At 69.4% G+C, this 21368-nt stretch carries 21 protein-coding genes; 10 read left to right on the top strand and 11 right to left on the bottom strand.

Translation table 11 applies throughout. The annotated features are described in order from the left end of the window. Positions 1-20: 20 nt before the first annotated feature. Positions 21-749, bottom strand: coding sequence for a histidine utilization repressor (gene hutC, locus ASG62_RS01930; RefSeq protein WP_056694340.1), 729 nt, complete (start codon positions 747-749; stop codon positions 21-23). A 145-nt stretch (positions 750-894) separates the two neighbouring features. Here hutC and hutF point away from each other — a divergent pair, with 145 nt between their 5' ends. From hutF to ASG62_RS01960, 6 genes are all read left to right on the top strand, one after another. After that, positions 895-2265, top strand: coding sequence for a formimidoylglutamate deiminase (gene hutF, locus ASG62_RS01935; protein ID WP_056694339.1), 1371 nt, complete (start codon positions 895-897; stop codon positions 2263-2265). Next, positions 2262-3764 carry an HAL/PAL/TAL family ammonia-lyase gene (locus tag ASG62_RS01940; RefSeq protein ID WP_056694337.1) on the top strand — a complete coding sequence of 501 codons (1503 nt, stop codon included), beginning with the start codon at positions 2262-2264 and terminating at the stop codon, positions 3762-3764. The genes hutF and ASG62_RS01940 overlap by 4 nt, the downstream gene beginning before the upstream one ends. Next, the gene (hutI, locus tag ASG62_RS01945) at positions 3761-4978 is read left to right on the top strand and encodes an imidazolonepropionase (protein WP_056694335.1); all 1218 of its coding nucleotides are present in this window, start codon (positions 3761-3763) and stop codon (positions 4976-4978) included. The genes ASG62_RS01940 and hutI overlap by 4 nt, the downstream gene beginning before the upstream one ends. Further along, positions 4975-5805, top strand: a complete 831-nt coding sequence (hutG, locus tag ASG62_RS01950; RefSeq protein WP_056694334.1) for an N-formylglutamate deformylase — start codon at positions 4975-4977, stop codon at positions 5803-5805. The genes hutI and hutG overlap by 4 nt, the downstream gene beginning before the upstream one ends. Continuing rightward, a complete protein-coding gene (gene hutU / locus ASG62_RS01955) occupies positions 5802-7481 on the top strand; it encodes a urocanate hydratase (RefSeq protein WP_056694332.1) in 1680 nt (559 codons plus the stop codon). Before hutG ends, hutU begins: the two co-directional genes overlap by 4 nt. 196 nt (positions 7482-7677) lie before the next feature. Next, on the top strand, positions 7678-8247 hold the full coding sequence (locus ASG62_RS01960) for a HutD family protein (RefSeq protein WP_056694331.1): 570 nt from the start codon (positions 7678-7680) through the stop codon (positions 8245-8247). Between the two features lie 100 nt (positions 8248-8347). Here ASG62_RS01960 and ASG62_RS01965 read toward each other — a convergent pair whose 3' ends face one another. From ASG62_RS01965 to tal, 9 genes are all read right to left on the bottom strand, one after another. Next, entirely contained in the window at positions 8348-9262 is a 915-nt protein-coding gene (locus ASG62_RS01965) for an ABC transporter substrate-binding protein (RefSeq protein WP_057180257.1), read from the bottom strand. A gap of 173 nt (positions 9263-9435) precedes the next feature. Further along, a complete protein-coding gene (locus tag ASG62_RS01970; protein WP_056694327.1) occupies positions 9436-10134 on the bottom strand; it encodes an ABC transporter permease in 699 nt (232 codons plus the stop codon). 1 nt (position 10135) lies between these two features. Beyond that, complete coding sequence (locus tag ASG62_RS01975) at positions 10136-10780, bottom strand: ABC transporter permease (protein ID WP_056694326.1); 645 nt, start codon at positions 10778-10780, stop codon at positions 10136-10138. Next, entirely contained in the window at positions 10777-11880 is a 1104-nt protein-coding gene (locus ASG62_RS01980; protein WP_056694324.1) for an ABC transporter ATP-binding protein, read from the bottom strand. The genes ASG62_RS01975 and ASG62_RS01980 overlap by 4 nt, the downstream gene beginning before the upstream one ends. Positions 11881-12114: 234 nt before the next feature. Further along, entirely contained in the window at positions 12115-12939 is an 825-nt protein-coding gene (locus ASG62_RS01985; RefSeq protein ID WP_056694321.1) for an ABC transporter permease, read from the bottom strand. Continuing rightward, positions 12939-13805 carry an ABC transporter permease gene (locus tag ASG62_RS01990; protein ID WP_056694320.1) on the bottom strand — a complete coding sequence of 289 codons (867 nt, stop codon included), beginning with the start codon at positions 13803-13805 and terminating at the stop codon, positions 12939-12941. Before ASG62_RS01990 ends, ASG62_RS01985 begins: the two co-directional genes overlap by 1 nt. 43 nt (positions 13806-13848) lie before the next feature. Beyond that, positions 13849-14997 carry a spermidine/putrescine ABC transporter substrate-binding protein gene (locus tag ASG62_RS01995; RefSeq protein WP_056694318.1) on the bottom strand — a complete coding sequence of 383 codons (1149 nt, stop codon included), beginning with the start codon at positions 14995-14997 and terminating at the stop codon, positions 13849-13851. A gap of 130 nt (positions 14998-15127) precedes the next feature. Further along, a complete protein-coding gene (locus tag ASG62_RS02000) occupies positions 15128-16246 on the bottom strand; it encodes an ABC transporter ATP-binding protein (protein WP_056694316.1) in 1119 nt (372 codons plus the stop codon). A gap of 217 nt (positions 16247-16463) precedes the next feature. Continuing rightward, a complete protein-coding gene (gene tal / locus ASG62_RS02005; RefSeq protein WP_056694314.1) occupies positions 16464-17447 on the bottom strand; it encodes a transaldolase in 984 nt (327 codons plus the stop codon). 187 nt (positions 17448-17634) lie between these two features. On the opposite strand from tal, the gene ASG62_RS02010 reads away from it, so the two are divergent. The 4 genes from ASG62_RS02010 to ASG62_RS02025 all read left to right on the top strand — a co-directional run bounded on the left by ASG62_RS02010 (position 17635) and on the right by ASG62_RS02025 (position 20429). Next, on the top strand, positions 17635-18042 hold the full coding sequence (locus ASG62_RS02010; RefSeq protein WP_056694312.1) for a carboxymuconolactone decarboxylase family protein: 408 nt from the start codon (positions 17635-17637) through the stop codon (positions 18040-18042). 80 nt (positions 18043-18122) lie between these two features. Next, entirely contained in the window at positions 18123-19079 is a 957-nt protein-coding gene (locus ASG62_RS02015; protein ID WP_056694310.1) for a 2-hydroxyacid dehydrogenase, read from the top strand. Positions 19080-19163: 84 nt separating this feature from the next. After that, the gene (locus ASG62_RS02020) at positions 19164-19703 is read left to right on the top strand and encodes an SRPBCC family protein (protein ID WP_056694309.1); all 540 of its coding nucleotides are present in this window, start codon (positions 19164-19166) and stop codon (positions 19701-19703) included. Positions 19704-20081: 378 nt separating this feature from the next. After that, complete coding sequence (locus ASG62_RS02025) at positions 20082-20429, top strand: DUF3140 domain-containing protein (protein WP_056694307.1); 348 nt, start codon at positions 20082-20084, stop codon at positions 20427-20429. A 124-nt stretch (positions 20430-20553) separates the two neighbouring features. Here the strand turns inward: ASG62_RS02025 and ASG62_RS02030 are convergent, their stop codons facing one another. Then, on the bottom strand, positions 20554-21303 hold the full coding sequence (locus tag ASG62_RS02030; protein ID WP_056694305.1) for an SDR family oxidoreductase: 750 nt from the start codon (positions 21301-21303) through the stop codon (positions 20554-20556). Between the last annotated feature and the right edge of the window lie 65 nt (positions 21304-21368).

A 21368-nucleotide genomic window follows, 5' to 3' on the forward strand; every position in this document is an offset into this window, starting at 1 on the left:
CACCCTTGCCGGATGCCGCTTCAGGCGCTTTCCAGCCGGTAGCGGCTGCCGGGATAGACGAGGCGCACGGCCGAGACGAGGCCGGTCTGCGAGAAGGTGCGCCGGCGAACGAGGAGGCAGGGCTCGGTCCGCGCGATGGCGAGGAGCTTGCACTCCCAGGGCGTCGCCGTGATCGCCTCGATCTGCTGCTCCGCGCGCACGATCGGCGCGACGACGGAGAGATAGGCGTTCGGCGTCGTCGCCCCGAAATCCTGGGCGAGGTAATCGGGCGCGCTGGCCGGATTGACGAAGCGGTCCTCGATCTGCATCGGCAGATCGTCCTCGCTGTGCACGATGATCGAGTGGAACGCGGTGCCGCCGAGACCGAGATCGAGCTGGTCGGCGAGCTCCGGCCCGCAGGTCTCCGCCTGAAGGACGATGACGGCGGAAAGATGCGCGCCGCCGCGCTCGCGGATCTCGTCGGCGATGTTCGGCACGCTCTGGAACTGCGAGGAGCGCTTGCGGGCCGCCACGAAGGAGCCCTTGCCGCGCACGCGCACCACGAGCCCTTCCGCCGCCAGCTCCCGCAGCGCCCGGTTCGCCGTCATGCGGGAGACGCCGAGCATTTCGACCAGCTCGTTTTCGGAGGGGACGCGCTGGCCCGTCGTCCACTCGCCGGTCTCGACCCGGCTGCGCACGAAGGATTTCAGGCGCGCGTAGAGCGGCGCGGCGGGCGCCTCCGGCGCATCGCCCTCCTCCAACGCCTGCATCGAAGTTCCACGCTCAACCATCTGCCTCGTCTATAGCGCCAAATTCGATGGAATGCGCCTCCTTCCGATCGCCGATCGACAAGGTCGCGCTTGCCAATCCTCGCGGCTTGAGCAATGTTGTATAGGCAACTTTGTCGGAGCCGGCATGATCCCGCAAACGCGATCCCTCTTCGCCCGCCAAGCGCTGCTGCCCGATGGCTGGGCGAGCGACGTCGCGATCCGCCTCGACGAGGCCGGCCGCATCGCCTCGATCGAGACGGACGCCTCGCCCGAGGGCTGCGAGACGCTGGCGGGACCGGTCGTGCCGGCCCTCGCCAATCTCCACTCCCACGCCTTCCAGCGCGCCATGGCCGGCCTCGCCGAGACCGCCGGCAGCGGCGAGGACAGCTTCTGGACCTGGCGCGCCGAGATGTACCGCACGGTCGGCACCGTCTCGCCCGAGGATGTCGAGGCCATCGCCGCCAAGCTCTATGTCGAGATGCTGAAGGGCGGCTTCTCCCGCGTCGCCGAGTTCCACTATCTCCACCACGGTCCCGGCGGCACGCCTTACGCCGATCCCGCCGAGACCTCGCTGCGCATCCTCGCCGCCGCGCGCACGGCCGGCATCGGCCTCACGCATCTTCCCGTCTTCTACGCCCATTCGAACTTCGGCGGCGCGGCGCCCGGCGAGGGCCAGCGCCCCTTCCTGCACGATGTCGACGGCTTCCTCTCGCTTCTCGACCGTCTGGCGCCCGCCTGCGAAAAGGCCGGGGCGCGGCTCGGCCTCGCCATCCACTCGCTGCGCGCGGCAACGCCGGACGAGATGCGCGCGATCCTTTCCGCCGAGACGACGGGCGGCCCGATCCACATCCACGTCGCCGAGCAGGAGCGCGAGGTCGAGGAGAGCGTCGCCTGGAGCGGACGCCGCCCGGTCGAATGGCTGCTCGGCGAAATGCCGGTCGACGAACGCTGGTGCGCGATCCACGCGACGCACATGACGGCGGCCGAGACCGAAGGGCTGGCGCGGTCCGGCGCGGTCGCGGGCCTCTGCCCGGCGACGGAGGCCAATCTCGGCGACGGCATCTTCCCCGCCACCGCCTTCCTGAAGGCCGGCGGGCGCTTCGGCATCGGCACGGACAGCCATGTCGCGACCGACGTCGCGGAAGAGCTGCGTCTTCTCGAATACGGCCAGCGCCTGCGCGACCGCCGCCGCTCGCGCCTCGCCACCGGCCCCGGCGCCTCCGTCGGTCGCACGCTCCACGACGCTGCCCTGCGAGGCGGCGCACAGGCGACGGGCGAGAGGGTCTGCGGCCTGACGGTCGGCGCATCCGCCGATCTCGTCGTCCTCGACGGCGCCGATCCCTACATCGCCACCGCCTCGGGCGACGCGATCCTCGACCGCTGGCTCTTCGCGCTGGGCGCCAAGGTCGTGCGAGACGTCCTCGTCGGCGGCCGCTTCGTCGTCCGCGAGGGCCGCCACGCTGCCGACGAGGCGGTGGACGCCGCTTTCCTCACGACGTTGAGGAGACTTGCATGAGCGGCGCCGTCGTCCGTCTCGACGCGCCCCCGAGCCCGGCCGAGATCGCGGCCGTCGCCAAGGGCGCGCGCCTCGTCCTGTCCGACGCCGCCCGCGCGCGGATCGGGACGGGCCGGCGCATCGTCGAGGCCCTCTCGGAGCGCGGCATTCGCGGGTACGGGATCAACACCGGCGTCGGCGCGCTCTGCGACGTTATGATCGAGCGCCCGCTCCAGCGCGCCCTCTCGCGCAACCTCGTCTTCAGCCATGCCTGCGGCCTCGGCGAGCCTCTGGGGCGAGAGGAGACGCGCGCGATCATGGCCGCCGAGATCGCGGGCTTCGCCAAGGGCGCCTCGGGCGTCCGGCTGGAGGTGGTGGAAACCCTGATCGCGCTGCTGGATGCCGACATTCTGCCCCTCGTTCCCTCCAAAGGCTCGGTCGGCTATCTCACCCATGCCGCCGCCATCGGCCTCGTCCTCATCGGCGAGGGCGAGGCCACGACCGGCGAGACGCGCATCGAGGGCTCGGAAGCCCTGGCGCGGATCGGCCGGGCGCCGCTCGTGCTGGAGGCGAAGGAAGGCCTCAGCCTCGTTAACGGCACGCCCTGCTCGACGGGCTTGGCCTGTCTGGCGCTCGACCGCCTCGCGCGGCTGCTCGACTGGTCGGATGCGGCGGCGGCGCTCGCCTACGAGAATCTCGGCGCCCAGGCCGGCACGTTCGATGGCAAGACGCTTGCCCTTCGGCGCTCGGACGGGCTCCAGGCCGTGGGCGCGACGCTGCGCCGGCTTCTGGAGGGCAGCCCGCTCCTCGCCGCCCGCGCGGGAAGCCGCACGCAGGACCCCTTGAGCCTTCGCGCCGTGCCCCACATCCACGGCGCCGCGCGCGACGCGCTCGCGCAGGCCCGCATCGTGGTGGAGAACGAGCTGGCGAGCGTCACCGACAATCCCGCCGTCGGCGGCACGCCGGACGCCCCCGTCGTGCGGTCGCAAGCCCATGCCGTCGCCGCCGCCCTCGGGCTTGCGCTGGACGCGCTCGCCATCGCGGCGGCGGAACTCGCCTCGATCTCCGAGCGGCGCACGGACCGGCTGGTGAACCCGCTGGTCAGCGGCCTTCCCGCCTTCCTCGCCAAGGAGGGCGGCGTCTTTTCCGGCTACATGATCGCGCAATACACGGCCTCGGCCCTCGTCGCGGAGAACCGCCGGCTGGCGGCGCCCGCCAGCCTCGACGGCGGTATCACCTCCGCGCTGCAGGAGGACATGCTGACCCACGCGACCCCGGCCGCGACGAAGCTCCTCGCCATCCTCGACAATCTCCGCGACATTCTCGCGATCGAGCTTCTGGGCGCGGCCCAGGCCTACGACCTGCAGGCGGTGCAGGACCGCGCGCCCGGAACGGACGCGCTCTACCGCCGCATCCGCGCCCTCGTTCCGGCCTATGCCGACGACCGCCCGATGAACTGGGACATCGCGGCCTTGCGCGCGCTCCTGGCCACCCCCGCCTTCGAGGAGATTTCGGCTTGAAGACGCTTCTGACGAACGCCCGCCTCGCCACCCTCGCCGAGGACCGCCCCGGCCTCGGCATCGTGGAGGACGCCGCGGTCCTGATCGAGGACGGGCGCATCGCCTTCGCCGGCCCCGCCGCCGAACTGGGGGCCGAGCGCTCCGCCGGCGCGAAGGTGCAGGATCTCGAAGGCCGCTGGGTCACGCCCGCCCTCGTCGACTGCCACACGCATCTCGTCCATGGCGGCGACCGCGCGCGCGAGTTCGAGATGCGGCTGGCCGGCGCCAGCTACGAGGAGATCGCGCGGGCCGGCGGCGGCATCGTCTCCTCCATCGCCGCGACGCGGGCGCTTTCCGTGGAGGATCTCGCCCGCACCGCGCTGCCCCGGCTGGATGCGCTTCTGGCCGAGGGCACCTCGACCGTCGAGGTGAAGTCCGGCTACGGGCTCGATATCGAGACCGAGATCGCCATGCTGACGGCGGCCCGGCGCCTCGCCGAGCTCCGCCCCGTCCGCATCGCGACGACATGGCTTGCCGCCCATGCGACCCCGCCGGACTACAAGGGCCGCAACGTCGCCTATCTGGACGAGGTCGCCATTCCCGGCCTGAAGCGCGCCGCCGAGCTCGGCCTCGTCGATGCCGTCGACGGCTTCTGCGAGGGCATCGCCTTCTCTGCCGAGGAGATAACGCCGGTCTTCGAGGCGGCCAAAGCCCTCGGCCTGCCGGTCAAGCTCCATGCCGAGCAGCTCTCCCATGCCGGCGGCGCCGCGCTGACGGCGCGGTTCGGCGGGCTCTCGGCCGACCATCTGGAATATGCGACGGCAGACGACGCGCGAGCGATGGCGAAGGCCGGCACGGTCGCCGTGCTCCTGCCCGGCGCCTATTACTTCATCCGCGAGACCAAGCTTCCGCCCGTCGATGCCTTCCGCGCGGCGGGCACGAGGATCGCGCTCGCCACCGACTGCAATCCCGGCACTTCGCCCCTGACCTCGCTGCTCCTCACCATGAACATGGGCGCGACGCTCTTCCGCCTGACGGTGGAGGAGTGCCTCGCCGGCGTCACGCGCGAGGGCGCGCGCGCGCTTGGCCTCCTCGCCGAGACCGGCACGATCGAGGCCGGCAAGTCCGCCGATCTCGCCGTCTGGGACATCGCGAGCCCCGCCGAACTCGTCTACCGCATCGGCTTCAACCCGCTATCCGCCCGTTATTTCAAAGGCGAGGAGATCCGCCGTTGACACCCTTCCAAGTCCGCCGGGGCTCCTCCCCCGTCATCCTCGGCCTGCCCCATACCGGCACGCATGTGCCGCCGGAGATCTCCGCCCGCCTCAACGCGGAGGGGCTGCGCCTGCGCGACACCGACTGGCACATCGAGCGCCTCTATGACGGGCTCCTGGCCGACGCGACCATCGTGCGCGCGACCTTCCACCGCTACGTGATCGACGCCAATCGCGACCCGGACGGCGTGAGCCTCTATCCCGGCCAGAACACGACGGGCCTCGTGCCCGAAACCGATTTCGACGACCAGCCGATCTGGCGGGAGGGCGAGGCGCCGACGCCGGACGACACCGCCGAGCGCCTCGCCGCCTTCCATGCGCCCTATCATGCCGCGCTCGCCGCCGAGATCGACCGCGTCAAGGCGATCCACGGCACCGCGATCCTCTACGACTGCCATTCCATCCGCTCGGTCGTGCCCTTCCTCTTCGAGGGCACGCTGCCGGATCTCAATGTCGGCACGGCCGGCGGCACGACCTGCGATCCGCGCATCGAGGCCGCGACGATCGGGGCCTGCCGCGCGGCAGCGGGCTACACGTCCGTCCTGAACGGCCGCTTCAAGGGCGGCTGGACGACCCGGCATTACGGGCGCCCGGCAGACGGCGTCCACGCGATCCAGATGGAGATCGCGCAAGTCGCATACCTTTCCACCGAGGCGCCGCCCTTCGCCTACGACACGGAGAAGGCCGACCGGCTGCGCGGCGCCGTCCTCGCGCCGCTGCTCTCCGCCCTCGAAGCCCTCGCTCCCGCCCTCGCAAACGCCTCCCGCGCAGAAGGTCCCGCCCGATGACCCCGATCGACCGCAGCCACAACTCACGCACCGTCCGCGCCGCGCGGGGCAACGAGCTGACCGCCAAGCAGTGGACGACCGAGGCGCCGCTGCGCATGCTGATGAACAATCTCGACCCCGAGGTCGCCGAGAACCCGAACGAGCTCGTCGTCTATGGCGGCATCGGCCGGGCCGCGCGCACCTGGGACGATTTCGACAGGATCGTCTCCGCGCTTCGCGAGCTGTCCGAGGAGGAGACGCTGCTCGTCCAGTCGGGCAAGCCGGTCGGCGTGTTCCGCACCCACAAGGACGCGCCGCGCGTCCTCATCGCCAACTCCAACCTCGTGCCGCACTGGGCGACCTGGGACCATTTCAACGAGCTGGATAAGAAGGGTCTGGCCATGTACGGCCAGATGACCGCCGGCTCCTGGATCTACATCGGCACGCAGGGCATCGTTCAGGGCACCTACGAGACCTTCGTGGAGGCCGGCCGCCAGCACTATGGCGGCGACCTGAAGGGCCGCTGGGTCCTGACCGGCGGACTCGGCGGCATGGGCGGCGCGCAGCCGCTCGCCGCCGTCATGGCGGGCGCCTCGTGCCTTGCCATCGAGTGCAATCCGGACTCGATCGACTTCCGCCTGCGCACCCGCTACGTCGACGAGAAGGCGGAGACGCTGGACGAGGCCATGGCGATGATCGAGGCCTGGACCAAGGCCGGCGAGGCCAAATCCGTCGGCCTTCTCGGCAATGCCGCCGAGATCCTGCCCGAAATGGTCAGGCGCGGCATCCGGCCGGACATGGTGACGGACCAGACCTCCGCCCACGATCCCGTCAACGGATACCTGCCCGTCGGCTGGTCGATGGCCGAGTGGAAGGCCAAGCGCGAGAGCGACCCCAAGGCCGTGGAAAAAGCGGCGAAGGCTTCGATGCGAAGCCATGTCGAGGCGATGATCGCCTTCCGCAACGCGGGCGTCCCGACCTTCGACTACGGCAACAACATCCGGCAGGTCGCGAAGGACGAGGGGCTGGAAAACGCCTTCGACTTCCCCGGCTTCGTGCCCGCCTATATCCGCCCGCTCTTCTGCCGGGGCATCGGCCCCTTCCGCTGGGCCGCGCTCTCCGGCGATCCCGAGGACATCTACCGGACGGACGCCAAGGTGAAGGAACTCACCCCCGGCAACACCCATCTCCACCGCTGGCTCGACATGGCGCGCGAGCGCATCGCCTTCCAGGGCCTGCCCGCCCGCATCTGCTGGGTCGGCCTCGGCGACCGCCACCGCCTCGGCCTCGCCTTCAACGAGATGGTTCGCACGGGCGAGCTGTCCGCCCCCGTCGTCATCGGCCGCGACCATCTGGATTCCGGCTCCGTCGCCTCGCCGAACCGCGAGACCGAGGCGATGAAGGACGGCTCGGACGCCGTCTCCGACTGGCCGCTCCTCAACGCGCTCCTCAACACCGCGTCCGGCGCCACCTGGGTCTCGCTGCACCATGGCGGCGGCGTCGGCATGGGCTTCTCGCAGCATTCCGGCATGGTCGTCTGCGCCGACGGCACCGACGACGCCGCCCGCCGCCTGGAGCGCGTGCTCTGGAACGACCCCGCCACCGGCGTCATGCGCCACGCCGACGCCGGCTACGACATCGCGCTCGACTGCGCGAAGGAGCAGGGGCTGAACCTGCCGGGGATATTGGGGCGGTAACACTCGCGTTGCGATTGAGGCAGCGTGAGGCACCCCCCTCTGTCCTGCCGGACATCTCCCCCGCAAGGAGGGAGATCGGCAGCTCGACGGTCGAGAGAAGCCTGATCTCCCTCCTTGCGGGGGAGATGGCTGGCAAGCCAGAGGGGGGTGCCTCCCGCAAACGTCGGCAACGAGCCGCACCAAGGACCGATCCACCATGCGTCTTCTCCCCGCCGCCGGCCACCGCCGCATGCCCTGGAAGAACGGCGGCGGCGAGACGATCGAGATCGCGGTCTATCCCGAAGGCGCCGGTCTCGACGCCTTCGACTGGCGCGTCTCCATGGCGATCGTCGCCGGCGACGGGCCCTTCTCCGTCTTCCCCGGCATCGACCGCACGCTCGCGATCGTCGAGGGCGAAGGCATGGTGCTCGACATCGAGGGTCTCGGCCGCCATCGGCTGACCTGCGAGACGGCGCCCCTGCCCTTTCCGGCCGACGCGCCGACCAGCGCCCGTCTGGAGGACGGCGCGATCACCGATCTCAACGTCATGACGCGGCGCGGCGTCAGAGCCCATCGCGTCACGCGCCTGGACGCGCAGGCGCCGGCCCGGATCGAGGCCGAGACCGGCTGGCGCCTCGTCGTCGCGCTCGGGGCGATGGTCGTCTCGAACGGCCGCGAGGAGCTGGAGCTTTCCGAGCGCGACGTCGTCCTCCTCGAAGGCCCCGGCACGATCGGCCTCTCCATCCCCTCGGCATCGCGGGGGGGATATCTCGTCACCATCGAGTGACGAGCGCGCGTCAGTAGGCCCCAAATGAAAAGGCCCGGCGACATCGCTGTCGCCGGGCCTTTTCATCTGAACGTCATACCGATGGCGAAGCGAGGAACCCTTAGTTCAGGCCCTTCTCCTTCAGCCAGTCCTCGGCCACGACGTCGAAGCCCTCATGCGCGGCGAGACGACCGTTCATCTTGACGAGGTCTTCGGTGGTCAGCGCGGCGGAGACGGCGTCGAGCGTCTTGGTGACGGTCTCGCTCGCCTTCGGCGTCGAGATCACCGGCACGATGTTCTGCGCGGGGAAGAGGTTCTTCACGTCCTCCAAGACGACGAAGTCGTTGGCGGCGAGCGCCGGATCGGTCGAGAAGAGGTTGGCGGCCTGGACCTGGCCGTTGGCGAGCGCGGAGACCGTCAGCGGACCGCCGACGTCGAGCGCGCGGAAGGACTTGAACTCGAGGCCGTAGACGTCCTTGAGGCCGATCACGCCTTCCTTGCGGGTCTTCCACTCCGGGGGACCGCCCAGCACGAACTCGGCCGCGACGGGCGCGAGATCGGCGATGGTCTTCAGCTTGTGCTTCTCGGCGGTGGCGCGCGTCACGGAGACGGCGTCGGAATCCTGCGCTGGCGACGGCGTCAGCATGGAGACGCCCTCCGGCAGCGCCGCCTTCAGCGCGGTCGCGACGTCGGCCGGCGAATGGGCCGTGGCGGACTTGTCGAGATAGCTCAGCGCCGCGCCCGCATATTCCGGCAGGAGATCGATCGAGCCGTCGAGCAGAGCGGGCATGTAGACCTCGCGGCTGCCGATGCTGGCGCGAACGTCCGTGGCGACGCCCTTGGCCGCGAGGGCCTTGGCGTAGATCGTGGCGAGAAGCTGGCTCTCGGGGAAGTCGGCGGAGCCGACGATGAGGGTGGACGTGTCGGTGCGCGCGGGCGTGTCGGCCGCCAGCGGGTTCGACTGCGCGAGGGCGGGCAGCGAGGAGAGGGCGAAGAGCGCGAAGGCGCCGGCCGCCGTGAAGGTCCTGAAGGCCATGCGGGAAACTCCTGTTGAAGGGTGATCGGTGGGGGGGGGGGGGGGGGATCATACCGGAAGCCATTGGAAACGACCCCGGCATTCCGCCTGCGACTGTCTCAAGCCTCGGACACATTCGAGACTTTCGCAATCTCTTCAACGGCCGGATGGGTCGGCATCCTCGGACGTTGGCATCAGGTCGCCTGACGCTTTTCCCGGCGGGTCAGGCCGGGCGAGATGAGAAGGCGCGAGGCGAAGCCGATGAGAAGGTCGACCACGAGGGCGAGACAGCCCACCAGGATCGCGCCGGCCGCCATCTGGTAATAGTCGTTCTGCGCGCGCCCGTCGATGATCAGCCTCCCCAGTCCGCCCAGCGAGACATAGGCCGCGATCGTCGCGGTCGAAAGGATCTGCAGCGTCGCACTGCGCAGGCCCGAGACGATGAGCGGCATGGCGCAGGGCACCTCCACCCCCATGAGGATCTGCATCGGCGTCTGGCCCATGCCGCGCGCGGCGTCCACCGCGGCCGGATCGACCGCCGCGATGCCGGCATAGGTCGAGGTCATGATGGGCGGCACGGCGAGCAGCACGAGGACTGCGAGGCAGGGCACGATATAGGCGAGATCGGAGGCGAAGACCGGCCCGAGCAGAATGACGAGGAGCACGATGAGGCCGAGGCTGGGCAGCGCCCGCAGCGCATTGGCGAGCCCCGCGACGAAGACCACGCCCCGCCCGGTATGCCCGACATAGAGCCCGACCGGTATGCCGATCGCGCAGGCCAGGAGCAGCGCGACGGCGCTGTAGGTCAGATGCTGGAGGACGAGGGCCGGAATGCCCTCGGCTCCGCTCCAATGGGCGGGGTCGGCGATCCAGCTGGCCGTGGCGGCGAACATCTCAGCGACCCTTCGGCTGCCAGGGCGTCAGGCGCCCGGCGATCAGGAGAACCAACCCGTCCAGGATGGCGGCGAGGAGAATGCAGAGGACGATGCCGGCGATGATCGGCGTCAGGAAGCGCAGCTGCAGCCCTTGCGTGAAAAGCATGCCGAGCTGCGGCGTGCCGACGAGGGCGGCGACCGAGACGATGCTGACATTGGACACGACCGCGACCCGGAGGCCCGCCGCGATGACGGGCACGGCGAGCGGCAGTTCCACGAAGAGAAAGCGCGGAAGCGCGCGGTATCCCATGGCGCTCGCGGCCTGTTTCACGTCCGGCGAGACCGCGTCGAGCCCGTCGCTGACGGTGCGCACGAGAAGCGCCAGCGCGTAGATCGTCAGCGCCACCACGACGTTCATGGGATCGAGGATCTTCGTGCCGAGGATCGCCGGCAGGAGAACGAAGAGCGCGAGCGAAGGGATGGTGAATAGCAGCCCGGCCGCGCCGAGGAGGATCGCCCGGAAGAGCCCGGCCTTGTGCGCGAGCCAGCCAAGCGGCAAGGCGAGGGCGAGGCCGATCAGGACGGGGAAGACGGACAGGCCGAGATGCCAGAGGAAGAGCTCCCCGATGCGGCCGGATTCGCGATAGAGCCAGTCGAGGTTCATGCCGCCGCCCCCGCCCGGGCGTCCTCGATGGCGGCGACGATCTCGGGCAGCCGGGCGGTGCCCAGAAGCCCGCCGTCGGGGCCGACGACGACGCCCCGGCCGGAGGGCGAGCTCAAGGCGGCGTCGAGCACATGGCGCAGCGTCGAGCCCTCCGGCGCGAGCGTGCCGGAAAGGTTGAGATCGCCCTCGCGGATCGGCTCGCGCAGCGCATCGGCATCGACCCAGCCGAGCGGCTGGCGGGCCGCGTCGGCGACGAGCACCCAGCGGTCGAGCGCGGCGCCCCGCGCCTCCTCCGGGCTCGCGCCGAGCGCGACGGTCGGCTCGGCCGCGAGCGCCAGCGATCCGTCGAGCGCGGCGAAGGACAGGAACCGATAGCCCCGGTCGCGCCCGACGAAATCGGCGACGAACCCGTCCGCCGGCCGCGCCAGGAGCACCTTCGGAGAGGCGACCTGCGCGAGCTTGCCGCCGGTGCGCAGCACCGCGACCTGATCGCCGAGCTTCAGCGCCTCGTCGATATCGTGCGTCACCATGATGATCGTCTTGCCGATCTCGCGCTGAAGCCGCAGGAACTCGTCCTGCAACTGCCCGCGCACGACCGGATCGACCGCGCTGAAGGGCTCGTCCATCAGCATGAACTGCGGGTTCGAGGCGAGCGCGCGCGCGACGCCGACGCGCTGCTGCTGGCCGCCGGAGAGCTGGTAGGGATAGCGGTCTGCGAAGCTCTGGGTGAGGCCGACGCGCTCCAGAAGCTCGTGCGCCTCCTTCAGTGCCTTGGCCTTCGGCACGCCGTTCAGCCGCGCCGTCGTCGCCACGTTCTGGACGACGGTGCGATGCGGGAAGAGGCCGGCATGCTGGATGACGTAGCCGATGCGGCGGCGCAGGAGCGCGACATCCATGCGGTCGGTCGGCTCGCCGTCGAGAAGGATGGAGCCGGATGTCGGCGTGATCAGCCGGTTGATCATGCGCAGCGACGTCGTCTTGCCGCAGCCGGACGGGCCGACGAAGACGGTCAGCTTGCCCTTGGGCGCGACGAGCGACAGGCCGTCCACCGCGGTCGTCGCACCGGGATATCGTTTGGTGACATTGTCGAAGACGATCATCCCGCGCCCTTCCGCATTTGCTCCACGGCGCAAACGTCCATGGTTCCGACCGTCCGACAAGTCTCGACGACCTTGTCTATACAACATGCCATGCTGCCGGATGGCTCACAAGACGGCTTGATAGAAAGAATTGCGCAGCCGGAAACTGCCCGCCTTTTATGCAGCGTCGTTGCGAAAATGGTCGGTGGCGAAGGTGGTTCCGTTCCTCCGCGATCGGTCGCGGCCCCTTGAGCGTCACTCTCCCCCGGCGGCCGACACGGGCTTCTGCGCCATGAGGCGGCGGGCGATGACGATGAGGAGAAGCGAGGCGACGAGCACCATCGTCGCGATCGCGTTCACCTCCGGCGTGACGCCGCGCCGGATGGAGGCGAAGACGTAGATCGGCAGCGTCGTGTTGGAGCCCGCCACGAAGAAGGCAACGATGAAGTCGTCGAAGGAGAAGGTGAAGGCGAGGAGAAAGCCCGCCAGAATCGAGGGCAGGATCTGCGGCAGCACGATCTGGCGAAACGTGGTGAGAGGCGTCGCGTAGAGATCGGCCGAGGCCTCCACCATGTCCCGGCCGAGCCCCGCCATGCGCGCCTTCACGATCATCGTCACGAGGGCGAGCGAGAAGAGCCCGTGCGCTGCCACGACCGAGCCGTAGCCGAGCCCGAGGCGCGGCGGCGCCTCGCCCGGCCAGAGAGCGGCGAGCACCGGATTGACGAGGGCGAAGACCTCGACGAGCGCGACCAGCGTCGCGATGCCGATGACGACGCCGGGCACGACGATCGCCGCGGCGAAGAGCCCGTCGAAGAGGCTGCGCGCCTTCGGCCCGAGGCGCTGGAGACCGAGCGCCGCCATGGTGCCGAAGACGGCGGCGAGGCCCGCGCTGGTCAGCGCGATGACGAGGCTGTTGAGAAGCGCCTCCATCAGGAAGGCATTGGACAGGGCCTTGCCGTACCAGAGCGTCGAGAAGCCCACGAACTCGCTCGCGCTCCGCCCCGAGTTGAACGAGAAGAGCACGACCAGCGCGATCGGCGCATAGAGGAAGACATAGACGAAGAGGAGCAGCGCGCGCATCAGACGAGGTCCACCTGCCGGCTGCCGGAGACGGTCCAGGCGATGCGCATGGCGGCGCCGAGAACGACGACCACGACGAGGACGAGCGTCACCGCGATTGCCGAGCCGAAAGGCCAGTTGCGCGACTGGAGGAAGAGGTCGACCAGCGCGTTGCCGATGAAGAAGACCTTGCCCCCGCCGAGAAGCTGCGGGATCAGATACTCGCCGAGAAGGAGGATCGTGACGAGCGCGACGCCCGTCATGACGCCGGGCAGCGAAAGCGGCAGCGTCACGTTGAGGAAGGTGGAGACGGGCCGCGCGCCGAGATCGGCGGAGGCCTCCATCAGGCGCCGGTCCAGCCGTTCGAGGCTCACATAGATCGGCATGATCATCAGCGGCAGATAGCCGTAGACGATGCCGAGGAGGACCGCGCCCGGCGTGTTCAGGAACCTGAGATCGGGCAGGCCGATCGTGCCGAGCAGGCTCGGAATGCCGCGCGAGCCCAGAATGTACATCCAGGCATAGGTGCGCACGAGAAGGCTCGTCCAGAACGGCACGACGATCAGCGAGATCAGCACCAGCCGATGCCGCGGCGCCGCCTTGACCGCGATGTAGTAGGCCACGGGATAGGCGAGGAGGAGGCAGAGCGCGGCGCCCGCCGGCGCCAGGAGCAGCGTGTTCCAGAAGGCGGTGGCGCGCGCGGGAAGATTGGCGAAGTTCGCGAGGGTGAAGGCCGGCTGGTAGCCGCCCTCCGGCGCCCGCTCGCCGAAGGCGAAGACGAGCATGGCGGCGAAGGGCAGGACGAGGAACAGGACGAGCCAAAGACTCGCCGGCGCCATCAGCGCCGCCGTCACCAGCCTCTTGCGCGTCGTCTCGGCCAGCGCCATCGTGAAGGTCCCCCGCGAAGATCCGCCCGTCGCCGACGGTCGGTCAGGCCGACTTGAAGCGCGCCATGACCTCGGCGCGCGCGGGATCGGTCAGCGTGACGGCCGCGCCGAATTCGAGCGGCGTCAGCGCGGCCTCGTCGGGATAGACGATCTTGTTCTGCGTCACCTCCGCCGGCAGAAGCGCGATGACGCGGCTATCGGTCGCCGGCGCCCCGTTGGCGATGTGCTCGCGCACGGCGTTCTTCGGGTCCATCAGGAAGTTCAGAAGCGCATAGCCCGCCGGCTTGTTCGCCGCGCTGGAGGGAATGGCGTAGAAGTCGGTCCAGATCTCGCCGCCGTCCTTGCCGAGCACGAAGCGGATTTCGGGCATGTCGCGGTTCAGCTGCGCGCCGTCGTTCGTCCAGCACATGGTCATCCAGGCATCGGTCGCACGCATGCCGGGCTGGTAGTCGCTGTTGATCGCGAAGAGATGCGGCTTGACGCCGACGAGCAGCGCCTCTGCCTCGGCGAGTTGCGCCGGGTCGGTGGAGTTGAAGTCGTGTCCGAGCGAGACCAGAGCGCAGCCGATCGTGGTCAGCTGATAGTCGTGCACCATGGCGCGCCCGTCGCCCTCGCCGGCCGCGACCTCGAAGAACTCCTTCCAGGTGGTGATCGGGGTCGTCAGCTTGGCCGAATTGAAGGCCATGCCCGTCGTGCCCCAGTTCTTGGGCAGCGCGAAGGTTTTTCCGTCGATCGTGCCTTCGCCGGTGAAGCGGGTGCTCTCGGCCCGGCCGTCGAAGTTCGGCACCTTGGACAGGTCGATCGTGTCGATCAGGCCGAGCTTCACATAGGTCGAGATCGTGTAGTTCGTCGGCACGAAGAGGTCCCAGCCCGCGCCGCCCGCCTGGAGCTTGGCCAGCATCTCCTCGTTGGAGCCGAAGACGTTCAGCTCGACCGCGACGCCGGTCGCGGCGGTGAAGGCCTCGAAGGTCGCGGGATCGTGGTAGTTCGGCCAGGTGGCGAGCGACATGCGCGAGCCGAGATCCTGCGCAAAGGCCGGCGAGCCGAAGAAGCCCGCGCGCCCGCCGAGAACGGCGACGGCAAGGCCGAGACCCGTCACGCCGAGGAAATGGCGCCGCGTGACCGAGCCGCGCTTCAGGCGCATGAACTCGTCGGTGAAGCGCTGCGGGGTGATCCCATCGGATGTCGACATCGGTCTCTTCCTCGGTTTTGCGTGGGACGTTCGGGTTCAAGCGGGCGGGGTTCAAGCGGGCGGGGTTCGGGCGGGCGGGGTTCGGGCGGGCGGGGTTCGGGCGGGCGGGGTTCGGGCGGGCGGAAAAGGTTCAGGTGGGAAAGACGTGGGCCGCGGCGGGATCGAAGGAGAGGACGACCCGCTCGCCCGGCTCGATCAGCGGAGCGTCCCCCGCCCCGCCCCGCTCGGCGGTGACGAGAAGATGGCCGAGCCCGGGCACGGCCAGCGAATACTCCGCCGCCGAGCCGAGGAAGATGCGGTGGGTGACGATGCCTTCGAACCCGGCGGCCCCGGCGCCGGACAGCGCGCCGCGCGAAAGCCGGATCGCCTCGGGCCGAAGCGCGACGGTCACCGGACCGCCGGAGAGACCGGCGCGCGGCGGTCCGGCGATCACGCGCCCATCGGGCAGGCGCAAAGCGCCGCCGGCCTCCAGCACGGCCGCGATGCGGTTGGTCTTGCCGACGAAATCGGCGACGAAGAGATCGGCGGGATGGTCGTAGACCGCCTGGGGAGGCGCGATCTGGCGGATGCGTCCAGCGCTCATCACGCAGACGAGGTCGCTCATCGAGAGCGCCTCCTCCTGGTCGTGGGTCACGAGGACGAAGGTGATGCCGAGGTCGCGCTGCAGGGTCTGGAGCTCGATCTGCATGGCGGTGCGCAGCTTCTTGTCGAGCGCGGCCAGCGGCTCGTCGAGAAGGAGCACGGAGGGCTTGTTGACGAGCGCGCGCGCCAGCGCCACCCGCTGCTGCTGGCCGCCGGACATCTCGTGGATGCGGCGCTTGGCATAGGTTCCGAGCCGCACCATCTCCAACGCCTCCCCGACCCGCCGCCGGATCTCGCCCGCATCGAGGCGCGGACGCATCTGCTTCAGCCCGTAGGCGACGTTCGCCTCGACGTCGAAATGGGGAAAGAGCGCATAGTGCTGGAAGACCATGTTGACCGGCCGGCGATAGGCCGGAACGCCCGTCATCGGCGCTCCCGCGATCAGAACCTCGCCGGCCGTCGGCTGCTCGAAGCCGCCGATCATGCGAAGGCACGTCGTCTTGCCGCAGCCGGACGGCCCGAGCAACGCGACGAACGCGCCCTTCGGCACGGCGAGATCGATGTCGCTCACCGCGACGACCGAGCCGTAGCTCTTCGTCACCGAGCGAAATTCGATGTCGTTCTCTGGAGCCGGCACGAGAACCCCGCTGAGCCGAGCGCCGCGCATCCCCGACGACGCACGAAGGACGCTCCATCCTGCCCATCATAGAGCATTCCCGGATGGCGCGAGTCCATCCGATCGGATGGGGTTTGCAGCGACGCCCATCGAAGTTTCGGCAAGGCCTCGAGAAATTCGCCGATACCGCTTCGAGCGAAGCATTCTGAAACGCGAAAGGCCGCCGGAGCGGCGGCCTTTCGGATGGGGCGGAAACGTCGGATCGAGATCAGGCGGCGGCGCGCGAGCCGCCCTCTTCGAGGCGCTTGGCGACGAGCGTGCGCAGCGAGGTCAGATCCTTGGCGAAGGAGCGGATGCCCTCCGAGAGCTTCTCGGTGGCCATCGCGTCCTCGTTCATCATCCAGCGGAAGGTCTTCTCGTCCACCGTGACCGGCTCGACCTTGGAGAAGGTCTGAGGGCTCAGCTTGCGCTCCAGCGGGCCGGTCGCCGCGTCGAGCTCGGCCAGAAGGTTCGGCGAGATCGTCAGCCGGTCGCAGCCTGCCAGCGCCTCGATCTCCCCGACATTGCGGAAGGAGGCGCCCATGACCACGGTCTTGATGCCGTTGAACTTGTAGTAGTCGTAGATCGAGCGGACCGAGAGCACGCCCGGATCGTCCTCGGGGCCGTAGGTCTTGCCGGTCGACTTGGCGTGCCAGTCCATGATGCGCCCGACGAAGGGCGAGATCAGGAAGACGCCGGCATCGGCGCAGGCGATGGCCTGGGCGAGCGAGAAGATCAGCGTGAGATTGGTGTCGACGCCCTCCTTCTGGAGAACCTCGGCGGTGCGGATGCCCTCCCAGGTGGCGGCGAGCTTGATGAGGATCTTCTCGCGGCCGACGCCGCGCGCCTCGTAATCGGCGACGATGGCGCGCGCGCGCTTGAGCGATCCCTCGACGTCGAAGGAGAGATCGGCATCGACCTCGGTGGAGACGCGGCCGGGAACGAGCGCGGCGAGCGCCGAGCCGACGGAGACGGCGAGGCGGTCGGCGACCGCATTGGCGACGGCCGTCTTGTCGCCGCCCTTCTTGGCGCCCCAGGCGAGCGCTTCGGCGAAGGCGTCGTCGAACATCGGCGTGCCCAGCGCCTTCAGGACGATCGTCGGATTGGTCGTGCAATCCACCGGCTTCAGCGTGCGCACGGCCTCGATATCGCCGGTATCGGCAACGACCGTCGTCATCTCGCGGAGCTGTTCGAGCTTGGATTTGGTGCCCATCGTCTCATCCCTGTTCGCATCGTTCGGATTGTGCTTCAGATAGTCCTGTTTCGGCCCTCATGCGAGCCCGAACCGCCCCTTTTCGCCCCGCCCAGGTACGGATTGTTCGATCCCGCCGCTTGCCCCCGAAGCATCGGCGCCGTCTCTGAGAAGGGCGCGACCCGTCACACGAAGGAAGGACCCGGCCATGGCGACCGTCAAGCTCTGGAGCGATGCGGAGGTCGAAGCCGACCCGCGCGTGGCGGCGATCTTCGCCGATATCCGCACCGTGCGCGGCTCCGACTTCGTCAACAATTTCTGGCGCGGGCTCGCCAACCAGCCGGACGTGCTGGAGCGCACCTGGGATGGGTTGAAGGCGGTGATGATCGCGCCGGGGGCCCTCGATCCGCTGACGCGCGAGCTGATCTACATCGCCGTCTCCACCGCCAACGGCTGCGGCTACTGCATCCATTCCCACACGGCGGCGGCGAAGGCCAAGGGCATGACGGACGCCCAGCACGGCGATCTCCTCTCCGTCATCGCCATGGCCTCGCAGACCAACGCCCTCGTGAACGCGCTCCAGATCCCCGTCGATCCCGAGTTTCAGGCGGGCTGACCAGCGCATCCGACATCCCACGGCCCGGCATTTCCACGGCCAGATATTCCACGGCCCGACATTCCACGGAAAGACAGACCATGAACCGACTGATCGTGACGCGGCGCCTCCCGCCCGCCGTCGAGGCGCGCTGCGCCGCCGAGTTCGATGCCAGCCTCCGCACCGACGACGCCGTCCTGTCCGCCGACGATCTCGCGGCCCGCGCGGACGGCGCCGAGGCGATCCTCTGCGCGCCCGGCGACAGGATCGACGCGGCTCTGGTCGAGCGCCTTCCCGCCAGCGTCCGGGTCGTCGGCACCTTCTCCGTCGGGACCGACCACATCGACGCGGCCGCGCTGAAGGCGCACGGCATCGCGCTCTGCAACACGCCGGACGTGCTCTCGCGCGCCACCGCCGAGATCACGCTTCTCCTCATTCTGGCCGCCGCCCGGCGCGCCGGCGAGGGCGAGCGCATGGTGCGCGCCGGCCGCTGGACCGGCTGGGCCCCGACGCAGCTGATCGGCACCGAGATTTCCGGCCGCCGCCTCGGCATCTACGGCATGGGCCGGATCGGGCGCGAGGTCGCCCGCATGGCGCGCGGCTTCTCCATGGAGGTCCACTACCGCAACCGCTCGCGTCTTGCGCCCGAGGAGGAGGCCGGCGCGATCTACCATGAGAGCGACGAGAGCCTGCTCGCCGTCTCCGACATCCTCTCCCTGAACGCGCCCGCCTCCCCGCAGACGCTGCGCTGGCTGAACGCGGAGCGCATCGAGCGCCTGCCGCCGCACGCGATCGTCGTCAACGCGGCGCGCGGCACGCTCGTCGACGACGAGGCGCTGATCGCGGCGCTCGCCTCCGGCCGCGTCGCGGCCGCCGGGCTCGACGTCTTCGCGGGCGAGCCGAAGCTGCATCCGGGCTATCTCGACCTGGAGAACGCGGTGCTCCTGCCGCATCTCGGCAGCGCCACGCAGACCGCGCGCGACGCGATGGGCTTCCTCGCCCTCGACGGCATCGCCGCGGTCCTGCGGGGCGAGCGTCCGGCGAACCTCGTGGAATAGACGACAGCCCCGACCATTGCCCTCATGCGGCCGAAAAGCGGGCCGAGGACTCGGCTGCACCGACGCCTTTCGAAAGACCTGTCCTTGACCCGCCGCATCGCGCTGTTCCTCGCCCTCCTCATCGGCCTTCCCGGCATCGCGCAGGCGCAGCACGCGCCGACGCGGGCCAAGCTCACCGAGACGATCGAGATCGCGGCGGCGCCGGAAAAGGTCTGGGCGCGGGTCCGCGATTTCTCCGACCTCTCCTGGAATCCGCTCGTCGCCACCGTCGAGACGGCGCCGGGAAACGTTCTGGAAAGCGCGCGGCTGGTGACGCTGAAGACCGGCGGCGAGATCGCCGAGACGCTCTATCGCTACGACGAGGACAAGCGCATGTTCGCGACCCTCGTGCCCCACATGGATCTCAAGGTCCTGCCGGTCTCGACCTATTCCTCCTATCTCTACGTGAAGCCCGGCAAGGCTCCCGGCACGACGCTAGTCGAATGGCGCGCCGCCTTCTACCGCGGCTGGCCGAACAACAATCCGCCGCCGGAGCTGAACGAGGCAGCCGGCATCAAGGCCGTCGGCGCCTTCGTGCGCGCGGCTCTGACGGGCCTGAAAACCTCGGTCGAGTCCGGGTCCTGAGACGGAGCCCTTCGCGGACGAGGGTCCTCGACCTCCGATCTCGCCTCGACAAGGCCGCATGAATTTTCTTGCGTCTTAAGTCTTGCGCAAGGCTTCCGGCGTATCCATCTTGTGAGGACACGAGGATGGTCGGAGAAATCCAGACCTCTCGCCGTCCCGGCCTTCGCGGCTCGTCCGACCACGGATGTACTGGCGAGGTGAGTCAGAAGGCCTCGAGACTCTTAGCAATAAGACGCAGAGCCGCCGGCGGAAACGCCCGGCGGCTTTTTCGTGTCCGGGTCTCCCCACCGTCAGCGGCGCCCTGCCGCAGCCCCCTCTCCCCCGCATCCTTCGCGGCGCGACCGGCGTTGCCGTCCGAGGAAACCCCGGAGAGGCGAGATGGCCGAGAGCAAGACCGACCACGACGACACGATGAAGGACTTCGCCGAGGCCGTGAACATGACGCCGGCCGAGCTGGAAAAGTGGCTGAAGACCGAGGAGAGCAAGGAGGTCGGCTGGCCGAAGGATGGCAGCGCGAAGGAGTCCGTCGGACATGCCTCGGGCAGGCGCATCGTCGAGATCAAGCGCACGAAGAAGGCCGATCTCACCGAGGACGATCTCGCCCATATGAAGAAGGTCGTCGGCTACGTGCATCGCCACCTGAAGCAGCGCCCGGACGGCGACGTCTCGCAAACCCGCTGGCGCTACTCCCTGATGAACTGGGGCCACGATCCGCTGAAGACCTGACCGGCGGCACGCGGCGTCGCGAGAGCCCGCGACGGGCCGGGCCGCCGGTCAGGGCGCTTCAGTGTTCGACGAGCAATCGAGGCGTCGCGGCGCCGGATGCCGCGACGCCGGCGGGCTGCGCGGTTCAGCTTTCGCGGTGGACGGCGAAGGGCCCGAAGCTCTGGCTGACCGGCATGACCTCCAGGCTGTTGACGTTCACATGCGGCGGCTGGTTCGCGACCCAGAAGATCGTCTCGGCGATGTCCTCCGGCTGGAGCGCGTTGGCTCCGCCATAGAGCTTGTCGTAGGCCTCCTGGTTGCCGCCGGTGCGCACCAGCGTGAACTCGCTTTCGCAGAGGCCGGGCTCGATCGAGGTGACGCGCACGCCCTTGCCCTGGAGATCGGCCCGCAGGCCCAGCGAGAACTGGCGCACGAAGGCCTTGGTGCCGCCATAGACGTTGCCGCCCGGATAGGGCCAGTTGGAGGCGACGGAGGCGATGTTCACGATGGCGCCCCGCCGCTGCACGAGCCCCGGCAGAAGCTGGTGCGTCACCGTCACGAGCCCGGTCACGTTCGTGTCGATCATCGTCGTCCACTGGTCGAGGTCGCACTGGTCGGCCGGCGCCGTGCCGAGGGCGAGACCGGCATTGTTGACGAGGAGATCGATCTCCGCGAAGGCGCCGGGCAGGCCGTCCAGCGCCGCGCGCGTGGCGGCGGCATCCGTGATGTCGAAGGCGAGCGGGTGGAAGCTGGCTCCGAGTTCCTCGGCCAGCGCGGACAGCCGCTCGGCCCGCCGTCCCGTGCCGACGACCCGCCAGCCTGCCCCGGCGAAACGCCGTGCCGTCGCCGCGCCGAAACCGGAGGTCGCGCCGGTGATGAGGAGGGTCTTCGTCACGATGGCTGTCCTTGAGAAGGAGGAGGAAGAAGCGTCGGAAGGGAGATCGACGATTCGAAGCGCCC

The sequence above is a fragment of the Aureimonas sp. Leaf427 genome (genome assembly GCF_001425485.1).
Taxonomy (GTDB): domain Bacteria; phylum Pseudomonadota; class Alphaproteobacteria; order Rhizobiales; family Rhizobiaceae; genus Plantimonas.